This window comes from Corynebacterium hansenii (assembly GCF_030408795.1).
In the GTDB taxonomy this organism is placed as follows: domain Bacteria; phylum Actinomycetota; class Actinomycetes; order Mycobacteriales; family Mycobacteriaceae; genus Corynebacterium; species Corynebacterium hansenii.
The window spans coordinates 2,703,713-2,723,884 of record NZ_CP047211.1 but is presented as its reverse complement, the minus strand read 5'-3'; the positions used below and the strand labels follow the sequence as shown (position 1 = coordinate 2,723,884).

The following is a 20,172-nucleotide window of genomic DNA, read 5'->3' as shown; positions in this document are numbered from 1 at the left end:
CTACGCAACGGCCCCTCCCCGGCGGCGCGGCCACCGGTGACCATGGGTAAAGTGCGGCCCATGACCAATGCCGACACCCGCCCCGCGCCCCTGGAGACGATGGACGAAATGTCCATCCGCAAGGCGTTCGGCGAGTTCGCGACGGGAGTCACCATCGTCGCCTCCGACGACGGCGAACCGGTCGGCTTCGCGTGCCAGTCCTTCTCTTCCCTGAGCCTGAACCCGCCGCTGGTGCTGTTCACCGTGATGAACACATCGCGGTCGTGGCCGCGCATCCGCGCCACCGGCCGGTTCTCGGTCAGCGTGCTCACGGAGGCCCAGCGCGACATTTCCGCGGTGTTCGGCCGCCGCGGCCGCGACAAGTTCGAGCACGGCGAGTGGACCCGATCGGCGCTGGGCAACCCGCTGCTGCGCGACTGCGCCGTGTGGATCGACTGCACCATCGAGGACGTCCACGAGGCCGGCGACCACTTCATCGTCGTCGGCCGCGTCGCGGAGATCGGCCACCGCGCGGATTCCCGCCCGTTGCTGTACCACCGCGGCTCCTACGCCAACGTCGTCGCCGCCGGCGAGGACGCCCCGGCCGACGAGAGCTGGCGGCAGCGCCCCTCGGTGTAGGCGCGCCGCTCAAACGCCCCGCTCGAACGCCCCGCCCCGCTAGGGCGTGTCTCCCAATAGGCGTACCCAGGACAGGATCGAACAGAGTGTGACGGCGGCGCGGTAGGTGATCGCGAGTTTGTCGTAACGGGTGGCCAGGGCTCGCCATTGCTTGGCCAGGGCGAAGGATCGTTCGACGACGTTTCGCCCTTTGTAGAGGTCAACGTCGAGTTTGGGCGGTCTGCCGCCGCGGCCGCCTCGGCGTGCTCGTGCGGCGATCGTGTCGCTTTTCTCCGGGATCACGGCGGCGATGCCCCGGTTGCGGAGCTGGCGGCGGATGGTTCCGGACGAGTACGCCTTGTCGGCGATCACCGCGTCTGGGCGGGTGCGGGGCCGGCCCCGCCCGTGGCGGGGAACGTGGATGTCGGCGAGCACCTGTTCGAGCATCGCACCGTCGTTGCGTTGGCCGCCGGTGACCACGTTCGCCAGCGGTCGCCCGCGGCCGTCGACGGCGCTGTGGATTTTGGTCGTCAGTCCGCCACGCGACCTGCCGATGCCGTGACCTGCAGGTTCACACTCGGCTGCGGGGCGATTCTTGTGATTCGATCGAGCCCCCTGTGTCCTGCTCAGGGCGGGTCGTATTTGTGCCGTGCTGGTGGGCGCGGCAGATGGTGGCGTCGACCGAGACGTTCCAGTCGATCATCCCGTCGGCGTCGGCGTCAGCCAGGATTGCCTGCAGGACCCGGTCCCAGGTGCCGTCCTCGGCGTATCGAGCGTGGCGTTTCCACACCGTCTGCCACGGGCCGTACTCATCTCGCGGCAGGTCACGCCACGGAATCCCTGTCCGGTAGCGGTAGATGATGCCCTCGACCACCTTGCGGTTGTCGCGAAACGGATGCCCCTGCCGCCCCTGGTTGGAGGGCAGCAGGGGCTCGATCCGCTCCCACTGCTCATCGGTGAACTGGCGAAACCTTGACTTCGTCTGTGCCATACGGACACCGTCTCGCGGGTCACCGCTCAGCTATGGGAGACACGCCCTAGGCTTCCGCTTCGCGCCGCGCATCCGCGACCTCGGCGAAACCAAGCTGTACGTGCCGCAGGGCGTGCAAGCCTACCCGACGTTGCGCCCGCTGATCGGCGGCACCCTGAACATCAAGCACGTGCGTGCCCACTGGGACGACATCCTGCGCCTGGCCAGCTCGATCAAGCAGGGCACCGTCACCGCCTCGCTGATGCTGCGCAAGCTCGGCAGCTACCCGCGCCAGAACGGACTGGCCGTGGCCCTGCGCGAGCTGGGCCGGATCGAGCGCACGCTGTTCATCCTGGACTGGCTGCAAAGTGTTGAACTGCGCCGCCGCGTGCATGCCGGCCTGAACAAAGGTGAGGCGCGCAACTCGCTGGCCAGGGCGGTGTTCTTCAACCGCCTTGGGGAAATCAGGGATCGGAGCTTCGAGCAGCAGCGCTACCGGGCCAGCGGCCTCAACCTGGTGACGGCGGCTATCGTGCTGTGGAACACGGTGTACCTGGAACGCGCCACCCAGGGGTTGGTCGAGGCCGGCAAGCCGGTGGACGGCGAGCTGCTGCAATTCCTGTCGCCGCTGGGCTGGGAGCACATCAACCTAACCGGCGATTACGTCTGGCGGCAGAGCCGCAGACTGGAAGACGGGAAGTTTCGGCCCTTACGGATGCCCGGAAAACCTTAGCGTACGATTTTTTCCGAATTCTGCGGGCTCCCCTATCTCATCTGCGCAAGGCAGAACGTGAAGACGGCCGCCCTGGACCTCGCCCGCGAGCGCCAGGCGCACGAGGCCGGCGCGCGGACCCGCGCCACGGCCCACGAGCGGACGCCGCAGCAGGAGCGCCAGAAGGCCGCCAGAGAGGCCGAGCGCGGCCGTGAGGCTTGGACGCTAGGGCAGGGCATGAAAAAGCCCGTAGCGGGCTGCTACGGGCGTCTGACGCGGTGGAAAGGGGGAGGGGATGTTGTCTACATGGCTCTGCTGTAGTGAGTGGGTTGCGCTCCGGCAGCGGTCCTGATCAATCGTCACCCTTTCTCGGTCCTTCAACGTTCCTGACAACGAGCCTCCTTTTCGCCAATCCATCGACAATCACCGCGAGTCCCTGCTCGAACGCTGCGTCCGGACCGGCTTCGTCGAAGGCGTCTATCGCGGCCCGCAACAGCGGCGAGAGCGGAGCCTGTTCAACGGTGCCGCCGCGCTCGCCGGCATCGCTGTCGCCGGCCTGCTCCTCAAGCACGGCCCCAACAGTGAAGTAGCTGATTGTCATCAGCGCATTGACGGCGTCCCCGGCCGAAAAACCCGCCTCGCAGAGGAAGCGAAGCTGCGCGTCGGCCGTTTCCATCTGCGGTGCGCCCGGTCGCGTGCCGGCATGGATGCGCGCGCCATCGCGGTAGGCGAGCAGCGCCTGCCTGAAGCTGCGGGCATTCCCGATCAGAAATGAGCGCCAGTCGTCGTCGGCTCTCGGCACCGAATGCGTATGATTCTCCGCCAGCATGGCTTCGGCCAGTGCGTCGAGCAGCGCCCGCTTGTTCCTGAAGTGCCAGTAAAGCGCCGGCTGCTGAACCCCCAACCGTTCCGCCAGTTTGCGTGTCGTCAGACCGTCTACGCCGACCTCGTTCAACAGGTCCAGGGCGGCACGGATCACTGTATTCGGCTGCAACTTTGTCATGCTTGACACTTTATCACTGATAAACATAATATGTCCACCAACTTATCAGTGATAAAGAATCCGCGCGTTCAATCGGACCAGCGGAGGCTGGTCCGGAGGCCAGACGTGAAACCCAACAGACCCCTGATCGTAATTCTGAGCACTGTCGCGCTCGACGCTGTCGGCATCGGCCTGATTATGCCGGTGCTGCCGGGCCTCCTGCGCGATCTGGTTCACTCGAACGACGTCACCGCCCACTATGGCATTCTGCTGGCGCTGTATGCGTTGATGCAATTTGCCTGCGCACCTGTGCTGGGCGCGCTGTCGGATCGTTTCGGGCGGCGGCCGGTCTTGCTCGTCTCGCTGGCCGGCGCTGCTGTCGACTACGCCATCATGGCGACGGCGCCTTTCCTTTGGGTTCTCTATATCGGGCGGATCGTGGCCGGCATCACCGGGGCGACTGGGGCGGTAGCCGGCGCTTATATTGCCGATATCACTGATGGCGATGAGCGCGCGCGGCACTTCGGCTTCATGAGCGCCTGTTTCGGGTTCGGGATGGTCGCGGGACCTGTGCTCGGTGGGCTGATGGGCGGTTTCTCCCCCCACGCTCCGTTCTTCGCCGCGGCAGCCTTGAACGGCCTCAATTTCCTGACGGGCTGTTTCCTTTTGCCGGAGTCGCACAAAGGCGAACGCCGGCCGTTACGCCGGGAGGCTCTCAACCCGCTCGCTTCGTTCCGGTGGGCCCGGGGCATGACCGTCGTCGCCGCCCTGATGGCGGTCTTCTTCATCATGCAACTTGTCGGACAGGTGCCGGCCGCGCTTTGGGTCATTTTCGGCGAGGATCGCTTTCACTGGGACGCGACCACGATCGGCATTTCGCTTGCCGCATTTGGCATTCTGCATTCACTCGCCCAGGCAATGATCACCGGCCCTGTAGCCGCCCGGCTCGGCGAAAGGCGGGCACTCATGCTCGGAATGATTGCCGACGGCACAGGCTACATCCTGCTTGCCTTCGCGACACGGGGATGGATGGCGTTCCCGATCATGGTCCTGCTTGCTTCGGGTGGCATCGGAATGCCGGCGCTGCAAGCAATGTTGTCCAGGCAGGTGGATGAGGAACGTCAGGGGCAGCTGCAAGGCTCACTGGCGGCGCTCACCAGCCTGACCTCGATCGTCGGACCCCTCCTCTTCACGGCGATCTATGCGGCTTCTATAACAACGTGGAACGGGTGGGCATGGATTGCAGGCGCTGCCCTCTACTTGCTCTGCCTGCCGGCGCTGCGTCGCGGGCTTTGGAGCGGCGCAGGGCAACGAGCCGATCGCTGATCGTGGAAACGATAGGCCTATGCCATGCGGGTCAAGGCGACTTCCGGCAAGCTATACGCGCCCTAGGGCGTGTCTCCCAATAGGCGTACCCAGGACAGGATCGAACAGAGTGTGACGGCGGCGCGGTAGGTGATCGCGAGTTTGTCGTAACGGGTGGCCAGGGCTCGCCATTGCTTGGCCAGGGCGAAGGATCGTTCGACGACGTTTCGCCCTTTGTAGAGGTCAACGTCGAGTTTGGGCGGTCTGCCGCCGCGGCCGCCTCGGCGTGCTCGTGCGGCGATCGTGTCGCTTTTCTCCGGGATCACGGCGGCGATGCCCCGGTTGCGGAGCTGGCGGCGGATGGTTCCGGACGAGTACGCCTTGTCGGCGATCACCGCGTCTGGGCGGGTGCGGGGCCGGCCCCGCCCGTGGCGGGGAACGTGGATGTCGGCGAGCACCTGTTCGAGCATCGCACCGTCGTTGCGTTGGCCGCCGGTGACCACGTTCGCCAGCGGTCGCCCGCGGCCGTCGACGGCGCTGTGGATTTTGGTCGTCAGTCCGCCACGCGACCTGCCGATGCCGTGACCTGCAGGTTCACACTCGGCTGCGGGGCGATTCTTGTGATTCGATCGAGCCCCCTGTGTCCTGCTCAGGGCGGGTCGTATTTGTGCCGTGCTGGTGGGCGCGGCAGATGGTGGCGTCGACCGAGACGTTCCAGTCGATCATCCCGTCGGCGTCGGCGTCAGCCAGGATTGCCTGCAGGACCCGGTCCCAGGTGCCGTCCTCGGCGTATCGAGCGTGGCGTTTCCACACCGTCTGCCACGGGCCGTACTCATCTCGCGGCAGGTCACGCCACGGAATCCCTGTCCGGTAGCGGTAGATGATGCCCTCGACCACCTTGCGGTTGTCGCGAAACGGATGCCCCTGCCGCCCCTGGTTGGAGGGCAGCAGGGGCTCGATCCGCTCCCACTGCTCATCGGTGAACTGGCGAAACCTTGACTTCGTCTGTGCCATACGGACACCGTCTCGCGGGTCACCGCTCAGCTATGGGAGACACGCCCTAGTTCCGCGACACCGCCGCCCACCCCGGCGCGGCCTCGCCCGGCGCATGGTCGCCGACGGCGGTCATGCGCAGGCCGGGTGCGCCGGCGGAGACGATGAAGTCACCGGTCAGCTTCGCGCGCAGGCGGTCGTGGAAGGTGCGGGCGACGGCGTCGCAGTCGGCCTCGCGGACGGTGCGCGGCTCGCCGACGGACACGATGTCGCCGTCGCGCCACGTCAGCGTCCCCTGGAAGGAACCGCAGGCGCCGTCGCCGGTGTAGGACTCGCGGCCGAACGCGATGACCGGCGGCACCATGCCGTCGGGTGCGCCGTGGGGCAGCGCCGGGTCGTCGTAGACCGCGGTGACCTGCCAGCGCTTGCCGACGACCCGATCGTCCCCGTCCCCGCCGTCATCCCCGCCGCAGGCGGCGAGCGACGCCGAAAGGAGCGTCGTCAAGCACAATGCCGCGGCCCGGCGGCCGCGCGCGCTCACCGCCCGCCCTCCGACGCCTCGTGGGCGCGGGTGAGCTCCTCGAGGAAGCTGCGCGCCCACAGGTCGACGTCGTGGTCGCGGACCTGGGCGTGCAGGCGCTCCATGCGGGCGCGGGCGTCGTCGGGGTAGTGCTCCAGCGACGTTACCGCGGACATGATCGCCCGCTTCACCGACTCCAGGTCGTGGGGATTGCAGAAATGCGCGCCGTCGAGCTCCGTCGCCGCGCCGGTGAACTCCGACAGCACCAGCGACCCGGTGCCGTCGGGGTGGCAGGCGACGTACTCCTTGGCCACCAGGTTCATGCCGTCGCGCAGGGCGGTGACCAGCATGACGTCGGCCGCCGAGTACATGCCCAGCAGGTCGTCGAAGGGCACGGGCCGGTGGATGTAGTGGATCACCGGGCGGCCCAGCGACCCGAACCGGCCGTTGATGCGGCCTACCGCGTGCTCCACGCGGGCGCGGGTGCGGCGGTAGTCGTCGACGCGCTCGCGCGACGGGGTCGCCACCTGCACCAGCACGCTTTCCGACGGGTCCAGCGCCCCCGATTCGAGCAGCGCCTCAAACGCCTCGAGGCGGACGAGGATGCCCTTGGTGTAGTCCAGCCGGTCGACGCCCAGCAGCAGCGTGCGCGGGTTGCCGGCCAGCGCCCGCACGCCATCGCGGTCGGCGCCGGCGGCCCTGGCGATGACGTCGCCGGAGTCGATGGAGATGGGGAAGGACCCCACCCGCACCGTGCGGCCGTCGGGCGCGGTGATCGCCCCGGAGGCCTCGCGCACCGACGAGCGCCCGCTGACCTCGAGGGTGTCGGGCAGCCCGGTGTGCGAGCCGGCCTCGCCGGACACGCGGCGGCACAGGTCCAGGAAATTGTCGGCGCAGGTGTCCAGGTGGAAACCGATGACGTCGGCGCCGAGCAGCCCGCGGACGATTTCCTCGCGCCACGGCAGCTGGCGGAAGATCTCCGACGGCGGGAAGGGGATGTGCAGGAAGAACCCGATGGTCAGGTCGGGTCGCACCTGCCGGAGGATGCCGGGCACGAGCTGCAGCTGGTAGTCCTGCACCCACACCGTGGCGCCCTCGGCGGCGCGGCGCGAGACGGCCTCGGCGTAGCGCAGGTTGACCTCGCGGTAGGACTCCCACCAGTCGCCGTCGTACGTCGGCGCGACGATCAGCGAGTGGTACAGCGGCCACAAGGTGGCGTTGGAGAAGCCCTCGTAGAACTTCTCGTGCTCGTCGGACGTCAGCTCGACGGGGAAGAGGTGCAGGCCCTCGTCGGTGTCGATGGCCTCGGGGACGTCGGGGGCCTCCGGTTCGTCGGAGACGCTGCCGGCCCACCCGACCCACGCGCCGTTGTTGCGCAGCAGCACCGGGGTGAGCGCGGTGACCAGGCCACCGGGGCTGGCTTCCCAGCGCACGCCGCCCGGGGCCGCCGGATCATCGACGGGGGCGACGGGCAGCCGGTTGGCCACGACGACGAAATCCGAGCGTTCGCGGCCCATTCGCGTCACGCCTTCTTCGTGGTCTTCTTGGCGGCCTTCTTGGCCGTCTTCTTGGTGGCCTTCTTCGCCGTGGTCTTCTTGGAGGTGGCCTTCTTGGCCGCCTTCTTCGTGGACTTGCGGGTGCGCTTGGCGGTCTTCGGCGCCGTGGCCTCGAGGTGCTCCTCGTGGACCTTCTTGTAGCTCAGGCCCTCGGGTTCGACTCCGAGCATGCACATGAGGGTGACGCAGTCGTGGAAGTCATCGGAGAACGTCGCGACGATTCGCCGCGCGCCCGCCGCCGTCTCGGCCTCGACCTGGTGCAGTGCCTCGTTCTGGGCGGTGCGGGTGTCGGTGACCTTGGGTGGCACGGATCCTCCTGGCTCGTGGCGGGCGATTGTCGGGTGGCGCGCACGGGCGTGCGCCGCGTGCGGATGGGGGCCGGGCGGCCGCCTCGCCGGTCTCCCCATACAGGCCGTCCATTGTACCAAGGAGGGTCATTTCGGGTGAGGTGGGCCGGTGGGTGCTTTGCGACGCCCGTGTGCCCTCACCAGTCCACGGTGCGGTCGCCCGGTGCGCGCCCGTAGCGTCGGCCGAATTTGGCGCGGGCGCTGCGGCTGAGGCGCGTGCGGCCGTCGATGGGGTTGGCCGTGCCGCCGGTGGAGTCGGTGCCCGCGGCCTGGCGTCGGCGGCGCCGCTGGATCTTCGGGCGCCGGACGTCGCCGTGGCGGATCAGGCGCGGCGGGCGGCGCATCTGGCGGGCGAGCCATTCGCCGAGGGCGATGCCGGCGGCCAGCGCGGTGGCGGTGCCCAGTGCGGCGGCGAGCGCCGTGAAGCCGTTGAGGGGCTGGCCGTTGAGCAGGGCGTGGAGGCCCCGGTAGATGGACATGCCGGGCAGGAAGGGAGTGACGCCGGCGATTGCGGTGACCAGCGGCGGGATCGACGTGCGGCGGGAGAGCAGGCCGCCGGCCAGGCCGACGGCGGTGGCGGCGGCGCCGGCCGCGGCGACGGGGTTGACGCCGGCGGGCAGGAGCAGCCAGTAGTAGAGCATCGAGCCCAGCAGCGCCGTCGCGCCCGACACCCCGAGCGCCTTCCACCCGGCGTTGGAGGCCACGGCGAAGGCGACGCTGGCCGCCGTGCCCGCGAGCACCCGGACGGTGGATTCCGCGAAGTTGGGGTCGGACGCGACGCTGGTCGGCGGCAGCGCGATGCCGATCAGCGAGGTGATCTCGAAGCCGATGGCGATGCCCGCGACGATGCCGCCGGTGAGCAGCATCGTGTCGAAGAATCTGGCGGAGCCGGTGACCGGGGCGCCGGTGATGCCGTCCTGGAGCGATTGGACGAGCGTGAGGCCGGCGAGCATGACGATGATGCCCGACGCCACGACCCGCGACGGCTGCACCTCGATGCCCGCCCAGTTCGATCCCGCGTAGGCGAGGGCGGCCATGACGGTCGCGATGAAGCCGCCCGTCGCGTTCTGGAAGAACGGGGGCAGCGCCCGGACGTTGAGCTCGCCGATCGTCGCCACGATGACGGCGGTGACCACCGCCGCGATGGCGCCGACGGCGGGGCCGCCGCCGAGCAGGATCGACACCGCAGCGGCCATGGCGGCCCAGCCGAGGTAGATGACGCGCAGGCGGTACAGGGGAGGGGCGGTCTCGATGGCCTCGGCGCGTTCCACGGCGTCGTCGAGCGAAACCTGGCCGCCGCGGATGGCCCGCAGCAGCGAGTCGACGCGGCGCAGGCGGTGGAAGTCCACGGCCGGGGCGTCGACCACGCGCATGGCGGTCACCGGCGTCCGGCGCGCGCCGATGAGGTGGTACACCGTCACCGACGTCAGCGTGATGTCGACCTGCACCCGGGTCAGGCCGTAGGCCGAGGTGACCGCCTTGATCTGCAGGACGGTGTCCGAGTTGCCCGTGCCGCAGGACAGCAGCAGGCCGCCGAGCTGGGCGGCGAGGTCCAGCACCGAGGTGACCTGGTCGGGGTCGGTGTAGTCGATGGGCGCCAGGGGCAGCGGCGTCCGCGTCGACTGCACGAGGTCGACCGTCGATTGGGGCCCGAACAGGGCGCCGCGCACCTTGGCGCGGAACTTGCCGGCGAATCCGGGGATCGCCGCGGCGGTGGTCGCCTGGTGGTCCTCGGCCATGGTCCTCCGTCCCCGGGATCCGTCGGTGGTGGATCGCCGCGTTTCGTCGTGTCGTCGTGGCGCGGGGTTCCCGCGCCGCGGGGATTCTACATGCGGATTCACCGAAAAACACGACCGCATCCGACGCCGTGGGCAGCGGCCGTGCGGCGGCGCTCGGGTGCCTGTCCGGGCGCCCCTCTGGGCCGGGTAGAATCCCGGGCAATGCCGGAGTGGCGCAATTGGCAGCGCGCCCGCCTTGTAAGCGGATGGTTGCGGGTTCGAGTCCCGTCTCCGGCTCCGACGGTGCAGGTCAGGCAAGCAATCGCCTGGCCTGCACTCGTTTCCGAGCCACCGAATGGCACTCTAATGGCACTCCATTGGCACGGTAATGACCGGACATGACGGTGAACCGGACTCCCGCGCTCGCCGGGTTCGGCCAATTCGCACTCGCGTCGGGCAGCCGAGCCAAGCGCCGACACTGCTGCGCCGGGATAATGGACGGATCACCGCAACGTCGCAGAATGCACTCCAGAAGAGGTGGGCGCCAATGGAACTCCTTGACCGAAGCGAGGTCTTCGCATCACTTGCTCCGCTTGACCGGCACATCAAGGACAAGGGCAAGATCCCGGCCATCGACACCGCCTATACGGCCTTCATCCACCAGTTCGAGCCGATTGCCCTGACCCCGGACATCGACCTGTGCGGGTATCAGGAAGCGCTCCAAGTCAACGGGTATGCCCGTGATTCGGGGCTGCCGGAGGACTTTTGGCTCATCGGGCGCTCGGGCCAGGGCGACGAATGGCTTTTGAGCCAGCGGCATCGAACGGTCTTCTTCTTCGACCACGACAAGGGCGGTCACGACGATGCGGGTGCCTTCACGGATTTTCGCATTGATTTCACCGACTTCGTCCGAGCCGGTCTCGTACTTGCCCAGCTCGAGAAACACCTCGACGCCGGTGACGACATTGCGCCGCTCAAGAACGAAACCGCCGCATTGCTGGGGCGCATCCATCCGGGCTTGTTCGACGCATACCCATACGGCTACTTCGATTCGGATTGCTGAGCGCATTCCCGTACCTCACCCCGTGGACTCCCGAGGCCCGGCGCCGCCCCATCGCGGGCGGCGCCGGGCCTTTGGCGTGGTCGGGGCTCCGGTCGCCACCGGGTTGCCGGCCACCCCCGCGGCCACGTGGGCGTCGCAAAGCCAAATGCTTGTGACCTGGGCCACTTTGTCCGCGTTCGATGAATGACGATTCACCCCCGGAAGCGTTTCGGCGGGGAAACCTTGCGAGTTAATGGAGATTCACGAAATACTGTGACCCACGCAACACCGGTGATCCCCGCCACGATCGCGGGCCACGACGACCCCGACGTCTCCAACGCACAAGGACCCGACATGAACGCTCCCGTCACCCCCGCCCCCGGCCTCGACCGCACCGTCCATCCCGGCGCCCCGCACCACCCGCCGCACCCCAAGCGGGTGCAGACGCTGCAGCAGGACGACGCGCGCCTGAGCACCCCGGGCCACACCCGCGACAGCGAGGCGTTCCGCGCCGCCCGCGACACCCTCCTGGCCACCCGCACCGACTACGAGGGCGCCCGCGAGGCGTTCGAATGGCCGGAGCTGAAGGACTTCAACTGGGCGCTCAACTGGTTCGACGTCATCGCGTACCACAACCCCGAGCCGGCCCTGTGGATCGTCGAGCCCGACGGCTCCGAGGCCATCTACTCCTTCGACCTCATGCGCCGGCGCTCCAACCGCGTGGCCAACCACCTGCGCTCCATGGGCATCGGGCGCGGCGACCGCATCATGCTCATGCTCGACAACCAGGTGGAGCTGTGGGAGACGCTGCTGGCCGCCATGAAGCTCGGCGCCGTGGTCAGCCCCGCCTCCATCCAGCTGCCCGCCGCCGAAACCCCGGAGCGCCTCGAGCGCGCGCGGATCAAGATGGTGGTCACCTCCCGCCGCTACCTGGACCGTTTCGCCGACGTCGCCGAGGACGACGACGTCATCCTCCTGGCCGCCGACGAAGACGAGGAGCCCGTCACCGGCGACGGCCGCATGCCCTCCATCCCGGTGCACAACTTCCACGACGCCTACCTGTCGTCCGACGAGTTCGAGGCCGACGGCCCGACCCGCCCCGGCGACCTGCTGCTGCTGTACTTCACCTCCGGCACCACCTCGAAGCCGAAGCTGGTCGCCCACACCCACGCCAGCTACCCGGTGGGCACGCTGACCACCATGTACTGGTTGGGCGTGCAGCCCGGCGACGTGCACATGTCCATCTCGCAGCCGGGCTGGGCCAAGCACTCGTGGTCGCAGGTGTTCGCGCCGTGGTCCGCGGAGGCGTGCATCTTCATCTACAACACCGACCGCTTCGACGCCGGCGCGCTGATGGGCCAGCTCGATCGCTGCGGCGTGGACACGTTCTGCGCCCCGCCGACGGTGTGGCGCATGCTCATCCAGGCGGACATGACCGGCATGTCGCGGGTGCCGCGCGAGGCGCTCGGCGCCGGTGAGCCGCTGAACCCCGAGGTCATCTCGCGCGTGGAGGAGGATTGGGGCGTCACCATCCGCGACGGCTACGGCCAGACGGAGACCACCGCCCTGGTGTGCAACTCGCCGGGCCAGACCGTGCGCCCCGGTTCGATGGGCCGGCCCTGCCCGGGCGTCGACATCGTGCTGGTGGACCCGGAGACCGGCGAGCTCGTCGACGACGGCGAGATCTGCGTGGTCATGGACGGCCATCCGCTGTTCCTGACGCCGGGCTACCACGAGGACGCGGACAAGACGGGCGCCGTCATGTTCGACGGGCACTACCACACGGGCGACCGCGGCATCCGCGACGAGGACGGCTACATCACCTTCGAGGGCCGCATCGACGACGTGTTCAAGGCGTCCGACTACCGCATCTCGCCGTTCGAGCTGGAGTCCGTGCTGCTGGAGCACCCGGCGGTGGCGGAGGCCGCGGTCATTCCGTCGCCGGACCCGCTGCGCCTGGCGGTGCCGAAGGGCGTCGTCCGACTCGCCGCCGGCGCGGAGGAGTCGCTCGAGACCGCGAAGTCGATCATGGCGCACACCGCGGACCGCCTCGCCGGCTTCAAGCGCGTCCGCCGCCTCGAGTTCGCGGACGATCTGCCGAAGACCGCGTCGGGCAAGATCCGCCGCGTGGAGCTGCGCAACAGCGAGCTCGCGCGCCCGGAGACCGAGACCGATCCCTCGGCGCCGGTGGAGATGCGCCGCGAGCGCGAGTACTGGGAAAAGGACTAGTCTCCGGCTTTGCGACGCCCACCGCCCCCGGTGCAGGGTCTTCGGATCCGGCACCGGGGGCATTCCCATTGGTCACATACGTCACTCGAGTCCCTTCCGTTGCAGTTTTGGAGTAATATGGTGCGTGCTCGATTGGGCGCCCCACCCCGGCGCCCGCTCAAGACGCAACACCGGGAGCACGCATGTCGGACCACACGATCGCCAGGCAGTCCACGGTCATCCCCGCAGCGGCGGGGCATGATGGCGGGCGGCGCCGCAGAGTGCGCGCGGCCGTCGGGGCCGTGGCCGGCGTGATGGTGCTCGTCGGCGGCGGCTTCTTCGCGGGGGTGGCCGCCGGGCAGCAGTCCGCGGGCGGCGATGATCGCGCCGCCGAGGTCGATTACCGGTCGGCGCTGTTCGGGTCTTCCCTGCCGGGGTCCCTGCCGGGATCGTCGTCGTCGGGGCCGTCGTCCGCGGGCGGCGACGAAAGTGCCGGCGCCGAGGATTCCGCTGCGCCGGGAGAGGCCGGCCGGGGAGAAGCCGGCCCGCGCGAGTCCGGCCAGGCTGCCGGCGACCCGGGCGACGCCGCGGGCGAAACGACGGCCGCACCGGATCCCGGCGCGGCGCGCGGCAGCGGCGGCCGCACCGGATTCGCCCTGCGCGGCGACGTCATCGAGATCGAGGGCGAGGACGTCCTGGTGTGCGCCACCGGCAACGGCTTCGGCATGAGCCACATCGGCGTGACGCTGTCCGAGGGCGCCGACGCGGACGCCACGCGCGCCGAATCGGACCGCCTGTGCGCCGACGCGCTCCGGGTGATGGGCGCGCTGGTGCTGGCCAACCGCGGGGAGGATCTGCTGGGCACCGAACGCGACGTCGAGGCGGCGGGCCGCACCTACCGCTGCCGCCCGGTGGCCGAAAAGGTGCTGCGCTGCACCGGCGACGACGGGTCCGTCGTCACGCTCTGGTCCGCGGCCCCCTGACCGCCCCCGTTCGCCGGGTGCTCCCCACGGCAAAACCACCTATGCTGGGGGTGATGTTGGAGGGGGCGTTCACGAGCCGCCCGGAGGCTCCGTCCCCGCCGTCGCCATCGCGGTGAAACCCGCGCACACGGGGAAGCGGAAGGAAGGGTGCGGAAATGTCGGTGATCCTGTACGTCAGCGGGTCGAACATGGGGATGTCGCGCATGGCCGAAGGGCTGACGCGCCGCGTCGCCCCCGCCGTCACGGTGATCTCGGCCGGCATCGACGTCGATCCGGATGACCGCGGCGTCGACGAGGACGCGCGCCGGGCGTGCGCCGAACTCGGGGCGCGCTGCGACGGCGACCCGTTGCAGATGACCCCCTCGCTGGCGGACCGCGCCGACATCGTGGTGGTCCTCGGCGACATCGACGTGACCGATCACGTCGCCCCCGACGTCGACACGCAGCGCTGGGAGCTGCGCGATCCGGCAACCGACGGCGTCCGCGGCGTCGAGCGCTACCGCCGTCTCCGCGACGATCTGCGCGAGCGGATCCTCGTGGTGCTCACGGACCTCGGCGAAGCGCCGCGCGTCCACTGATTTTATTTCCAGATTTTATTTCCAGCCCTTTTTCGCCCCGCCGCCACGGCCGGATGCCCCGCCGCCTAGGGTGAATACTCATGAAAAAGGGACCATCCTTCCGCCGCATCATCGTCAACGCCGCGGGGAAGTCGCTGACCCCCAACCGACTGCGGCACGTGCTCAACGCATGGCCGCCGCTGGTCGCCATGGGCATCCGCATCACGCGCATCGCCGACGACTGGTCGCTCGGCCGGCTGGAACTGCGCCTCACCCGCCTCAACGCGAACATGCACGGCGCCGCGTTCGGCGGCACGCTGTTTTCCATGACCGACGTGCTGTTCGGCACGCTGGTCATGCAGCGACTGGGCGTCGACCGCTATGAGGCCTGGACCCGCACCGGTTCCTTCGAGTTCATCCAGCCGGGCCGCAAGGGCGCGTACCTGGAGGTCGAGGCATCCGATGAGCTGATCGAGCGCATCCTCGCCGAGACCGAGGGCGGCTATTCCACGGTCGTGCCGTACACCTCCGTCATCCGCGACCGGCACGGCTCGATCGTCGGCATCGGGCAGCAGGATCTGTACGTCCGCCCGCGGGGCATCGGCAAGCCGCCGGCGAATCCGGCGCAGCTGGAGCACGTCGAAGGCGAGAACCTCATCGCCGCGGGGCGCACGCTGGCCCGCCTGGGGCTGCGGGGAGCGGAGCACCGCGAGCGGCTCACCGAGCATGAGCGCGTCGCCCGCCGCTGCGTGCGGCCGGAGGCCCGCGCCGTCGCCTGGCTGGAGGGCGTCCTGGAATACGGTTCCGTGAGCCTGGAGGATTACCGCGCGGCGGGTCTGCCGGAGGTGGTCATCGAGGCGCTGACGTCCGACTCCCCGAGTGGCGCGGCGATGTCGCTGCGCGCCGAGGTCGTCGACGCCCGGGAGTCGCTGAACAGGTACTGACCGGCGCACGCGCCGCCCGGCGCCGCCGCCGGACCCGCATCTGCATCCGCCGCCCGCCGGGAGTACCGTGGCGGGCAACGATGAACCCCGGTCACCACCCATGACCGGGTTCATGCGGCATCACCACGACCTGATGAGCGAAAGGCGGATCGTCATGAGCGGCAAGAGCGGCAATTACGCGCGGCAGTTGGTGGAGGCCCTGGCGGCCCAGGGGGTGCGGCGCATTTACGGGCTGGTCGGGGACAGCCTGAACCCGGTCGTCGACGCCGTGCGGCGCAGCGACGACATCGAGTGGGTGCACGTCCACAACGAGGAGTCCGCCGCCTTCGCCGCGGGCGCCGAATCGCTGATCACGGGCGGGCTCGCCGTCTGCGCGGCGTCGTGCGGCCCGGGCAACACGCACCTGATCCAGGGGCTTTACGACGCCCATCGAAACGGCGCCAAGGTACTGGCCATCGCCTCGCACATCCCGTCGCAGGCGATCGGCACCTCCTTCTTCCAGGAGACCCACCCCGAGCAGCTGTTCAACGAGTGCTCGGGCTACTGCGAGATGGTCAACTCCGCGGAGCAGGGCGCGAAGATCCTGCACAACGCCATCCAGTCGACCATGGCCGGCAACGGCGTCTCCGTGCTGGTCATGCCGGGCGATCTGGCGTCGGAGGACGCCGTGGCCGCGCCGGCGCTGGCGTCGCGGGTCGTGCCGGGCTCGGGCGCGGTGACCCCGGACCCGGCGCAACTCGCCGATCTCGCCGCCGCCATCGACGAGGCGAAGACGGTCACGTTCATGGTCGGCGCGGGTGCCGCCGGCGCCCGCGACGAGGTGCTGGAGCTGGCCCGCAAGCTCAAGGCCCCGGTGGGCCACGCGCTGGGCGGCAAGGAGATCATCCAGTACGACAACCCGCATGACGTGGGCATGTCCGGCCTGCTCGGCTACGGCGGGCTGCAGAAGGCGATGGACGACGCCGATCTGTTCATCATGATCGGCACCGATTTCCCGTACTCCGATTTCCTGCCGACGGGCAACGTCGCGCAGATCGATGCCAACGCCGCGCACCTCGGCCGCCGCACCACCGTCGCCCACCCCGTGCACGGCGACGTCGGCGAGACCATCCGCGCCCTGCTGCCGCTGGTCGGGGAGAAGACGGACGACTCCTTCCTGGTGAAGATGCTCCGCCACCACGAGCGCGAGCTGAACCACGTCGTCGAGGCGTACACCAGCGGCGTGGAGGATCGGACGCCGATCCATCCCGAGTACGTCGCCCGGGTGCTCGACGAGCTGGCGGCCGACGACGCCGTGTTCACCGTCGACACCGGCATGTGCAACGTGTGGGCCGCCCGCTACATCACGCCGAACGGCCGTCGCCGCGTGCTCGGTTCCTGGCGCCACGGCACCATGGCCAACGCCCTGCCGCACGCCATCGGCGCGCAGTCGACTGACCGGAACCGCCAGGTCATCTCCATGTCCGGCGACGGCGGCCTGTCCATGCTGCTCGGCGAGCTGCTCACCGTCCGCCGCAACGGTCTGCCGGTGAAGACGGTCGTGTTCAACAACTCCTCGCTCGGCATGGTCAAGCTGGAGATGCTCGTCGAGGGCATGCCGGACTTCGGCACCGACCACGACGACGTCGACTACGCCGCCGTCGCGTCCGCGCTGGGCATGCGGTCGGTGCGGATCACCGACCCGAAGCGCCTGCGCGAGCAGCTCGCCGACGCCCTCGCCACCGATGGCCCGGTGCTCATCGACGTGGTCACCGACCCCGATGCCCTGTCGATCCCGCCGGAGATTTCGCTGGAGCAGGTCGCCGGGTTCACCAAGGCGTCTGTGCGCACGGTCCTCGACGGCGGCGTGGGCAAGATGATCGACCTCGCGCGCGCCAACCTGCGCAACATCCCGAGGCCGTAGCCGCGCCCCGCAGCCCGGCGGAGGTCAGTCCGTCCCCAGCAGCTCCGCGACCAGTTCGGCGACGCCGCGGTCGTGGGGCTGCAGGTGGTGGGGCACCCCGCGGCCCAGGCGTTCCTCCAGCCGGATCGTGGTCGCGCCCGGGTATTCCTCCGGCGTCAGCGCGCACTCCGCCGGCACGACGAGGTCGGCGCCGGTGACCAGATCGAACCACTCGGGGAGGGCAACGGCGTCGCCGCCGGTCGCCCGCGCCTCGTGCACGGCCTTCGCCACCTCGGGAAACCCGGCGGCGACCCCGTCTGCCCCGCCCACTCCGACCGCGCCGTCGCGTTCGGCGAGGAGTCGTTCACGCAGCCGGATTTGATCCGCGAGAGCCGGTCCGACCGCCGCCCGGAGTGCGGGCATCGGCAGCCCGCGCGGCCGTCGCACCCCGCGGTGGCTCGCGGATATGCAGATGACCCGGCGCACGGAGGCGTCGTCAAGCACGCCGGCACCATCGAAAACCGGGCGCCCGCGCACCATGCCCGCCACCAGCAGACCGGCGAGTAGCCCGCCCTGCGAATGCCCGACCAGATCCACCCGGTCGGCGCCGGTGATCTCGAGCGTTCGGCGGACGACGTCGGTCACCTCGGCGAGATTGCGGGCCAGCGGCGCCGTGCCGCGTTCCCCGTAGGTCGGAGCGACGACGATGCGGCCGCGGGCGAGCAGCAGCTCCGCCAGCGCACCCCAATTCCCGCCGTTGGCCACGGTGCCGTGCAGGCACACGACGGGCGGAGCGTCGGGCGGGGCCGTGGTCGGTTCAGACGGGGAATCGGTCGGCGGGGCGTCGGGACGATTCGCGCCCCGAGTTCCGGCGGCGCTCACGTCGAGCACCCCGTCCGGCAGCCAGCCGGTCGGAGGGAACCTTAGCGACAGCGGTTTCACCGGTCGGTCACGTCACCCTTGTTCCCGGAGGCGCTAACGCCGTGCGAGGCGGTCACGTCGTCGGCGGCGCCGCCCGTTTCTCCGCCGCCATCGGCCGGGACCTCGTCGTCGGCCCCGTCGTCTCCGGCATCCCCCACGGCATCGTTTCGGGCCTCACCATGTTCGGCCCGATCACCTCCGACGACGCCGTCTCCGGATCCGTTCTCGGCCTCCCCGGCCGCATCGTCCCCGGCTTCATCGTCCCCGGCCGCATCCTCCCCAGCTTCATCCGACCCGGCTTCATCGTCCCCGGCCGCATCCTCCCCAGCTTCATCCGACCCGGCTTCATCCTCCCCGTTCCGGCCCCACTTGAACATGGTGCCCGGGCCCATCGACTCGGCGAGCTGCTGCAGCCCGGTGAACCCGGTGCGCTCGGCCCAATCCGCGAACCCCGTGCGCTCGGCCCAATCCGCGAACCCCGCGCGCTCCGCCCAGTCCGAGAAGCCCTCGCGGTACATCACCGCGGACAGCAGCGACGCGAATGTGGTCACGTTGGCGCCTTCGTTGGGGGCGTCGCCGAGCTCCTCGCGCATCGCATCCGCCCGGGCATCCGAGCTCGACCCGTCGCCGTTGCCGTCGTCGTCGCCCTCCGCGAGGAACGCCGCCCCGGAGAAGGACTCGTTGACCAGCCGCAGCAATTGCTCGCGCACCAGCGCCCGCACCCGCCGGTCGGTGGCCACGTGCTCGTGCAGAACCACCGCCTGCGGGAACCGGTCCTGGATCCAGATGTTGTCCACGGTGCCCTGCCCGCCGTCGTCGAGGAAGCACGACGACGGCGGATTGATCAGCTGGTCCGTGCGGCTGGCGAGGCACGTGTACGTCACGCCCGGTGCCGTCACGTCGCGCCGCGCGATGTCCTCCAGCAGCGGCGACCCCGTCAGCTGCTCGATGCCCGACTGCCCCCAGTAGCTCTGCACGAAGTTGTTCACCAGCGACTTCGTGCCCGGGATTTTCAGCAGCCCCGACGCCACGCCGCCCAGCGACGTCCCGTGGTTCGGCGCCGCCAGGCACACCACGTGACGGGTGAACTGGGGGTCGCGGAAGGACAGCAGCGTCGCCAGCAACCCGCCCTGCGAATGGCCGACGATGATCGCCCGCCGCCCGCCGGTGGCCACCAGCACCTGCCGGATGTACGCGGCCAGCTGGTCCATCGACTCCGTCAGCGGCCCCGTCGCGCGGTACCCGTAGTCCGGGGCGAACACGGCCCAGCCGTCCTTGCGCAGCTCCGCGCCGAGATCCTCCCACACCCCCTTGGCGTGGCCGGTGCCGTGGATGAGCACGATCGGCCACGGGCGTTTCGGCGATACGCTCGCCCGCCAGTCGTCCTCGAAAATCCCGCGCCGCGTGCGGTACGTGGCATACGGGACCTGGGGAGTCTGTTCGGCCATTACGCCAGGTCCGTGGTTCCCAGTGCGTTGCGGAGCTTGTCGGCGGCCTCGTCCATCTTCGCGGGATCGGGGGCGCGGTTGACGGAGGCCAGGTTGAAGCCGCTCATGTCCTTCGCCGGGAACACGTGGATGTGGGCGTGCGGCACCTCGAATCCGGCGATGAGGTAACCGGCGCGCGGGGCGTCGAACGCCTCGACGACCGCCTGCCCGATCTTCTGCGCGACCTCGTTCATGTGCGCCCACAGCGCCGGGTCGGCGTCCGTCCACTTGTCCACCTCCTCGACGGGAATGACCAGCGTGTGGCCGTAGGCGACCGGCTCGATGGTCAGGAACGCCACCACCCGGTCGTCGCGGTAGACGAAACGGCCGGGCAGCTCGCCGTTGATGATCTTCGTGAAGACGGTGCTCATGCCGCCCACAGTAGCGGCCAACCCGGATCGGCCGCAGGGCAAAGGTTCCGGCCCCGGTTTCCGTTCGCGGCCGTGCC

At 69.6% G+C, this 20,172-nt stretch carries 18 protein-coding genes, 1 tRNA gene and 1 pseudogene; 10 read left to right on the top strand and 10 right to left on the bottom strand.

Going from position 1 to position 20,172, the window contains the following annotated elements; genetic code table 11:
* Nucleotides 1-60 precede the first annotated feature (60 nt).
* Entirely contained in the window at nucleotides 61-618 is a 558-nt protein-coding gene (locus CHAN_RS12090) for a flavin reductase family protein (protein ID WP_053088166.1), read from the top strand.
* Between the two features lie 39 nt (nucleotides 619-657).
* Here CHAN_RS12090 and CHAN_RS12085 read toward each other — a convergent pair.
* A protein-coding gene (locus tag CHAN_RS12085) for an IS5 family transposase (protein ID WP_377748491.1) occupies nucleotides 658-1,588 on the bottom strand; the annotation gives its coding sequence in 2 pieces (ribosomal slippage) (nucleotides 658-1,218 and nucleotides 1,220-1,588; 930 coding nt in all).
* A gap of 40 nt (nucleotides 1,589-1,628) precedes the next feature.
* Here CHAN_RS12085 and CHAN_RS12080 point away from each other — a divergent pair.
* Nucleotides 1,629-2,300, top strand: a pseudogene (locus CHAN_RS12080) (Tn3 family transposase); the annotation flags it as partial.
* Between the two features lie 331 nt (nucleotides 2,301-2,631).
* Here CHAN_RS12080 and tetR(A) read toward each other — a convergent pair.
* Entirely contained in the window at nucleotides 2,632-3,282 is a 651-nt protein-coding gene (tetR(A), locus tag CHAN_RS12070) for a tetracycline resistance transcriptional repressor TetR(A) (RefSeq protein ID WP_000164043.1), read from the bottom strand.
* A 105-nt stretch (nucleotides 3,283-3,387) separates the two neighbouring features.
* Between tetR(A) and tet(A) the strand changes: the two genes are divergently transcribed.
* Nucleotides 3,388-4,587 (top strand): tetracycline efflux MFS transporter Tet(A), encoded by a 1,200-nt coding sequence (gene tet(A) / locus CHAN_RS12065; protein ID WP_000804064.1) that lies wholly within the window; start codon nucleotides 3,388-3,390, stop codon nucleotides 4,585-4,587.
* Between the two features lie 62 nt (nucleotides 4,588-4,649).
* Here the strand turns inward: tet(A) and CHAN_RS12060 are convergent.
* From CHAN_RS12060 to thrE, 5 genes are all read right to left on the bottom strand, one after another.
* Nucleotides 4,650-5,580 (bottom strand): IS5 family transposase gene (locus tag CHAN_RS12060; RefSeq protein WP_377748491.1). Its coding sequence is split into 2 segments (ribosomal slippage): nucleotides 4,650-5,210 and nucleotides 5,212-5,580, totalling 930 coding nucleotides; the frame shifts between segments, so codons are not numbered across the junction.
* A 46-nt stretch (nucleotides 5,581-5,626) separates the two neighbouring features.
* A complete protein-coding gene (locus CHAN_RS12055) occupies nucleotides 5,627-6,064 on the bottom strand; it encodes a hypothetical protein (RefSeq protein WP_290290081.1) in 438 nt (145 codons plus the stop codon).
* Nucleotides 6,065-6,096: 32 nt separating this feature from the next.
* Complete coding sequence (locus CHAN_RS12050; RefSeq protein WP_048744087.1) at nucleotides 6,097-7,596, bottom strand: alpha,alpha-trehalose-phosphate synthase (UDP-forming); 1,500 nt, start codon at nucleotides 7,594-7,596, stop codon at nucleotides 6,097-6,099.
* A gap of 5 nt (nucleotides 7,597-7,601) precedes the next feature.
* The gene (locus CHAN_RS12045) at nucleotides 7,602-7,943 is read right to left on the bottom strand and encodes a hypothetical protein (RefSeq protein WP_048744089.1); all 342 of its coding nucleotides are present in this window, start codon (nucleotides 7,941-7,943) and stop codon (nucleotides 7,602-7,604) included.
* Nucleotides 7,944-8,119: 176 nt separating this feature from the next.
* The gene (gene thrE / locus CHAN_RS12040) at nucleotides 8,120-9,721 is read right to left on the bottom strand and encodes a threonine/serine exporter ThrE (RefSeq protein ID WP_290290078.1); all 1,602 of its coding nucleotides are present in this window, start codon (nucleotides 9,719-9,721) and stop codon (nucleotides 8,120-8,122) included.
* A gap of 203 nt (nucleotides 9,722-9,924) precedes the next feature.
* On the opposite strand from thrE, the gene CHAN_RS12035 reads away from it, so the two are divergent.
* The 7 genes from CHAN_RS12035 (at nucleotide 9,925) to CHAN_RS12005 (ending at nucleotide 17,337) form a co-directional block, all read left to right on the top strand.
* Nucleotides 9,925-9,997: transfer RNA gene (locus CHAN_RS12035), tRNA-Thr, on the top strand.
* A 250-nt stretch (nucleotides 9,998-10,247) separates the two neighbouring features.
* Nucleotides 10,248-10,763 carry a hypothetical protein gene (locus CHAN_RS12030; RefSeq protein WP_290290076.1) on the top strand — a complete coding sequence of 172 codons (516 nt, stop codon included), beginning with the start codon at nucleotides 10,248-10,250 and terminating at the stop codon, nucleotides 10,761-10,763.
* A gap of 252 nt (nucleotides 10,764-11,015) precedes the next feature.
* A complete protein-coding gene (locus CHAN_RS12025; RefSeq protein ID WP_290290073.1) occupies nucleotides 11,016-12,971 on the top strand; it encodes an AMP-binding protein in 1,956 nt (651 codons plus the stop codon).
* Nucleotides 12,972-13,153: 182 nt separating this feature from the next.
* Nucleotides 13,154-13,933: a hypothetical protein gene (locus CHAN_RS12020; protein WP_290290071.1), complete on the top strand. Its 780-nt coding sequence runs from the start codon at nucleotides 13,154-13,156 to the stop codon at nucleotides 13,931-13,933.
* Between the two features lie 155 nt (nucleotides 13,934-14,088).
* A complete protein-coding gene (locus CHAN_RS12015; protein ID WP_290290069.1) occupies nucleotides 14,089-14,511 on the top strand; it encodes an arsenate reductase/protein-tyrosine-phosphatase family protein in 423 nt (140 codons plus the stop codon).
* A gap of 80 nt (nucleotides 14,512-14,591) precedes the next feature.
* Entirely contained in the window at nucleotides 14,592-15,434 is an 843-nt protein-coding gene (locus CHAN_RS12010) for a PaaI family thioesterase (RefSeq protein ID WP_048744094.1), read from the top strand.
* Nucleotides 15,435-15,588: 154 nt separating this feature from the next.
* Nucleotides 15,589-17,337 (top strand): pyruvate dehydrogenase, encoded by a 1,749-nt coding sequence (locus tag CHAN_RS12005; protein ID WP_048744171.1) that lies wholly within the window; start codon nucleotides 15,589-15,591, stop codon nucleotides 17,335-17,337.
* A gap of 24 nt (nucleotides 17,338-17,361) precedes the next feature.
* Here CHAN_RS12005 and CHAN_RS12000 read toward each other — a convergent pair whose 3' ends face one another.
* The 3 genes from CHAN_RS12000 to CHAN_RS11990 all read right to left on the bottom strand — a co-directional run bounded on the left by CHAN_RS12000 (nucleotide 17,362) and on the right by CHAN_RS11990 (nucleotide 20,095).
* Nucleotides 17,362-18,099 carry an esterase/lipase family protein gene (locus CHAN_RS12000; RefSeq protein WP_290290065.1) on the bottom strand — a complete coding sequence of 246 codons (738 nt, stop codon included), beginning with the start codon at nucleotides 18,097-18,099 and terminating at the stop codon, nucleotides 17,362-17,364.
* A gap of 155 nt (nucleotides 18,100-18,254) precedes the next feature.
* Complete coding sequence (locus CHAN_RS11995; RefSeq protein WP_290290063.1) at nucleotides 18,255-19,685, bottom strand: alpha/beta fold hydrolase; 1,431 nt, start codon at nucleotides 19,683-19,685, stop codon at nucleotides 18,255-18,257.
* Nucleotides 19,685-20,095, bottom strand: a complete 411-nt coding sequence (locus CHAN_RS11990) for an HIT family protein (protein WP_290290061.1) — start codon at nucleotides 20,093-20,095, stop codon at nucleotides 19,685-19,687. Before CHAN_RS11990 ends, CHAN_RS11995 begins: the two co-directional genes overlap by 1 nt.
* Nucleotides 20,096-20,172 lie beyond the last annotated feature (77 nt).

Coding starts and splice junctions, on each gene's coding strand:
- CHAN_RS11995 (WP_290290063.1), bottom strand. CDS start 19,685: ATGGCCGAACAGACTCCCCAGGTCCCGTATGCCACGTACCGCACGCGG.
- CHAN_RS12020 (WP_290290071.1), top strand. CDS start 13,154: ATGTCGGACCACACGATCGCCAGGCAGTCCACGGTCATCCCCGCAGCG.
- CHAN_RS12010 (WP_048744094.1), top strand. CDS start 14,592: ATGAAAAAGGGACCATCCTTCCGCCGCATCATCGTCAACGCCGCGGGG.
- CHAN_RS11990 (WP_290290061.1), bottom strand. CDS start 20,095: ATGAGCACCGTCTTCACGAAGATCATCAACGGCGAGCTGCCCGGCCGT.
- thrE (WP_290290078.1), bottom strand. CDS start 9,721: ATGGCCGAGGACCACCAGGCGACCACCGCCGCGGCGATCCCCGGATTC.
- CHAN_RS12005 (WP_048744171.1), top strand. CDS start 15,589: ATGAGCGGCAAGAGCGGCAATTACGCGCGGCAGTTGGTGGAGGCCCTG.
- CHAN_RS12090 (WP_053088166.1), top strand. CDS start 61: ATGACCAATGCCGACACCCGCCCCGCGCCCCTGGAGACGATGGACGAA.
- CHAN_RS12015 (WP_290290069.1), top strand. CDS start 14,089: ATGTCGGTGATCCTGTACGTCAGCGGGTCGAACATGGGGATGTCGCGC.
- CHAN_RS12050 (WP_048744087.1), bottom strand. CDS start 7,596: ATGGGCCGCGAACGCTCGGATTTCGTCGTCGTGGCCAACCGGCTGCCC.
- CHAN_RS12030 (WP_290290076.1), top strand. CDS start 10,248: ATGGAACTCCTTGACCGAAGCGAGGTCTTCGCATCACTTGCTCCGCTT.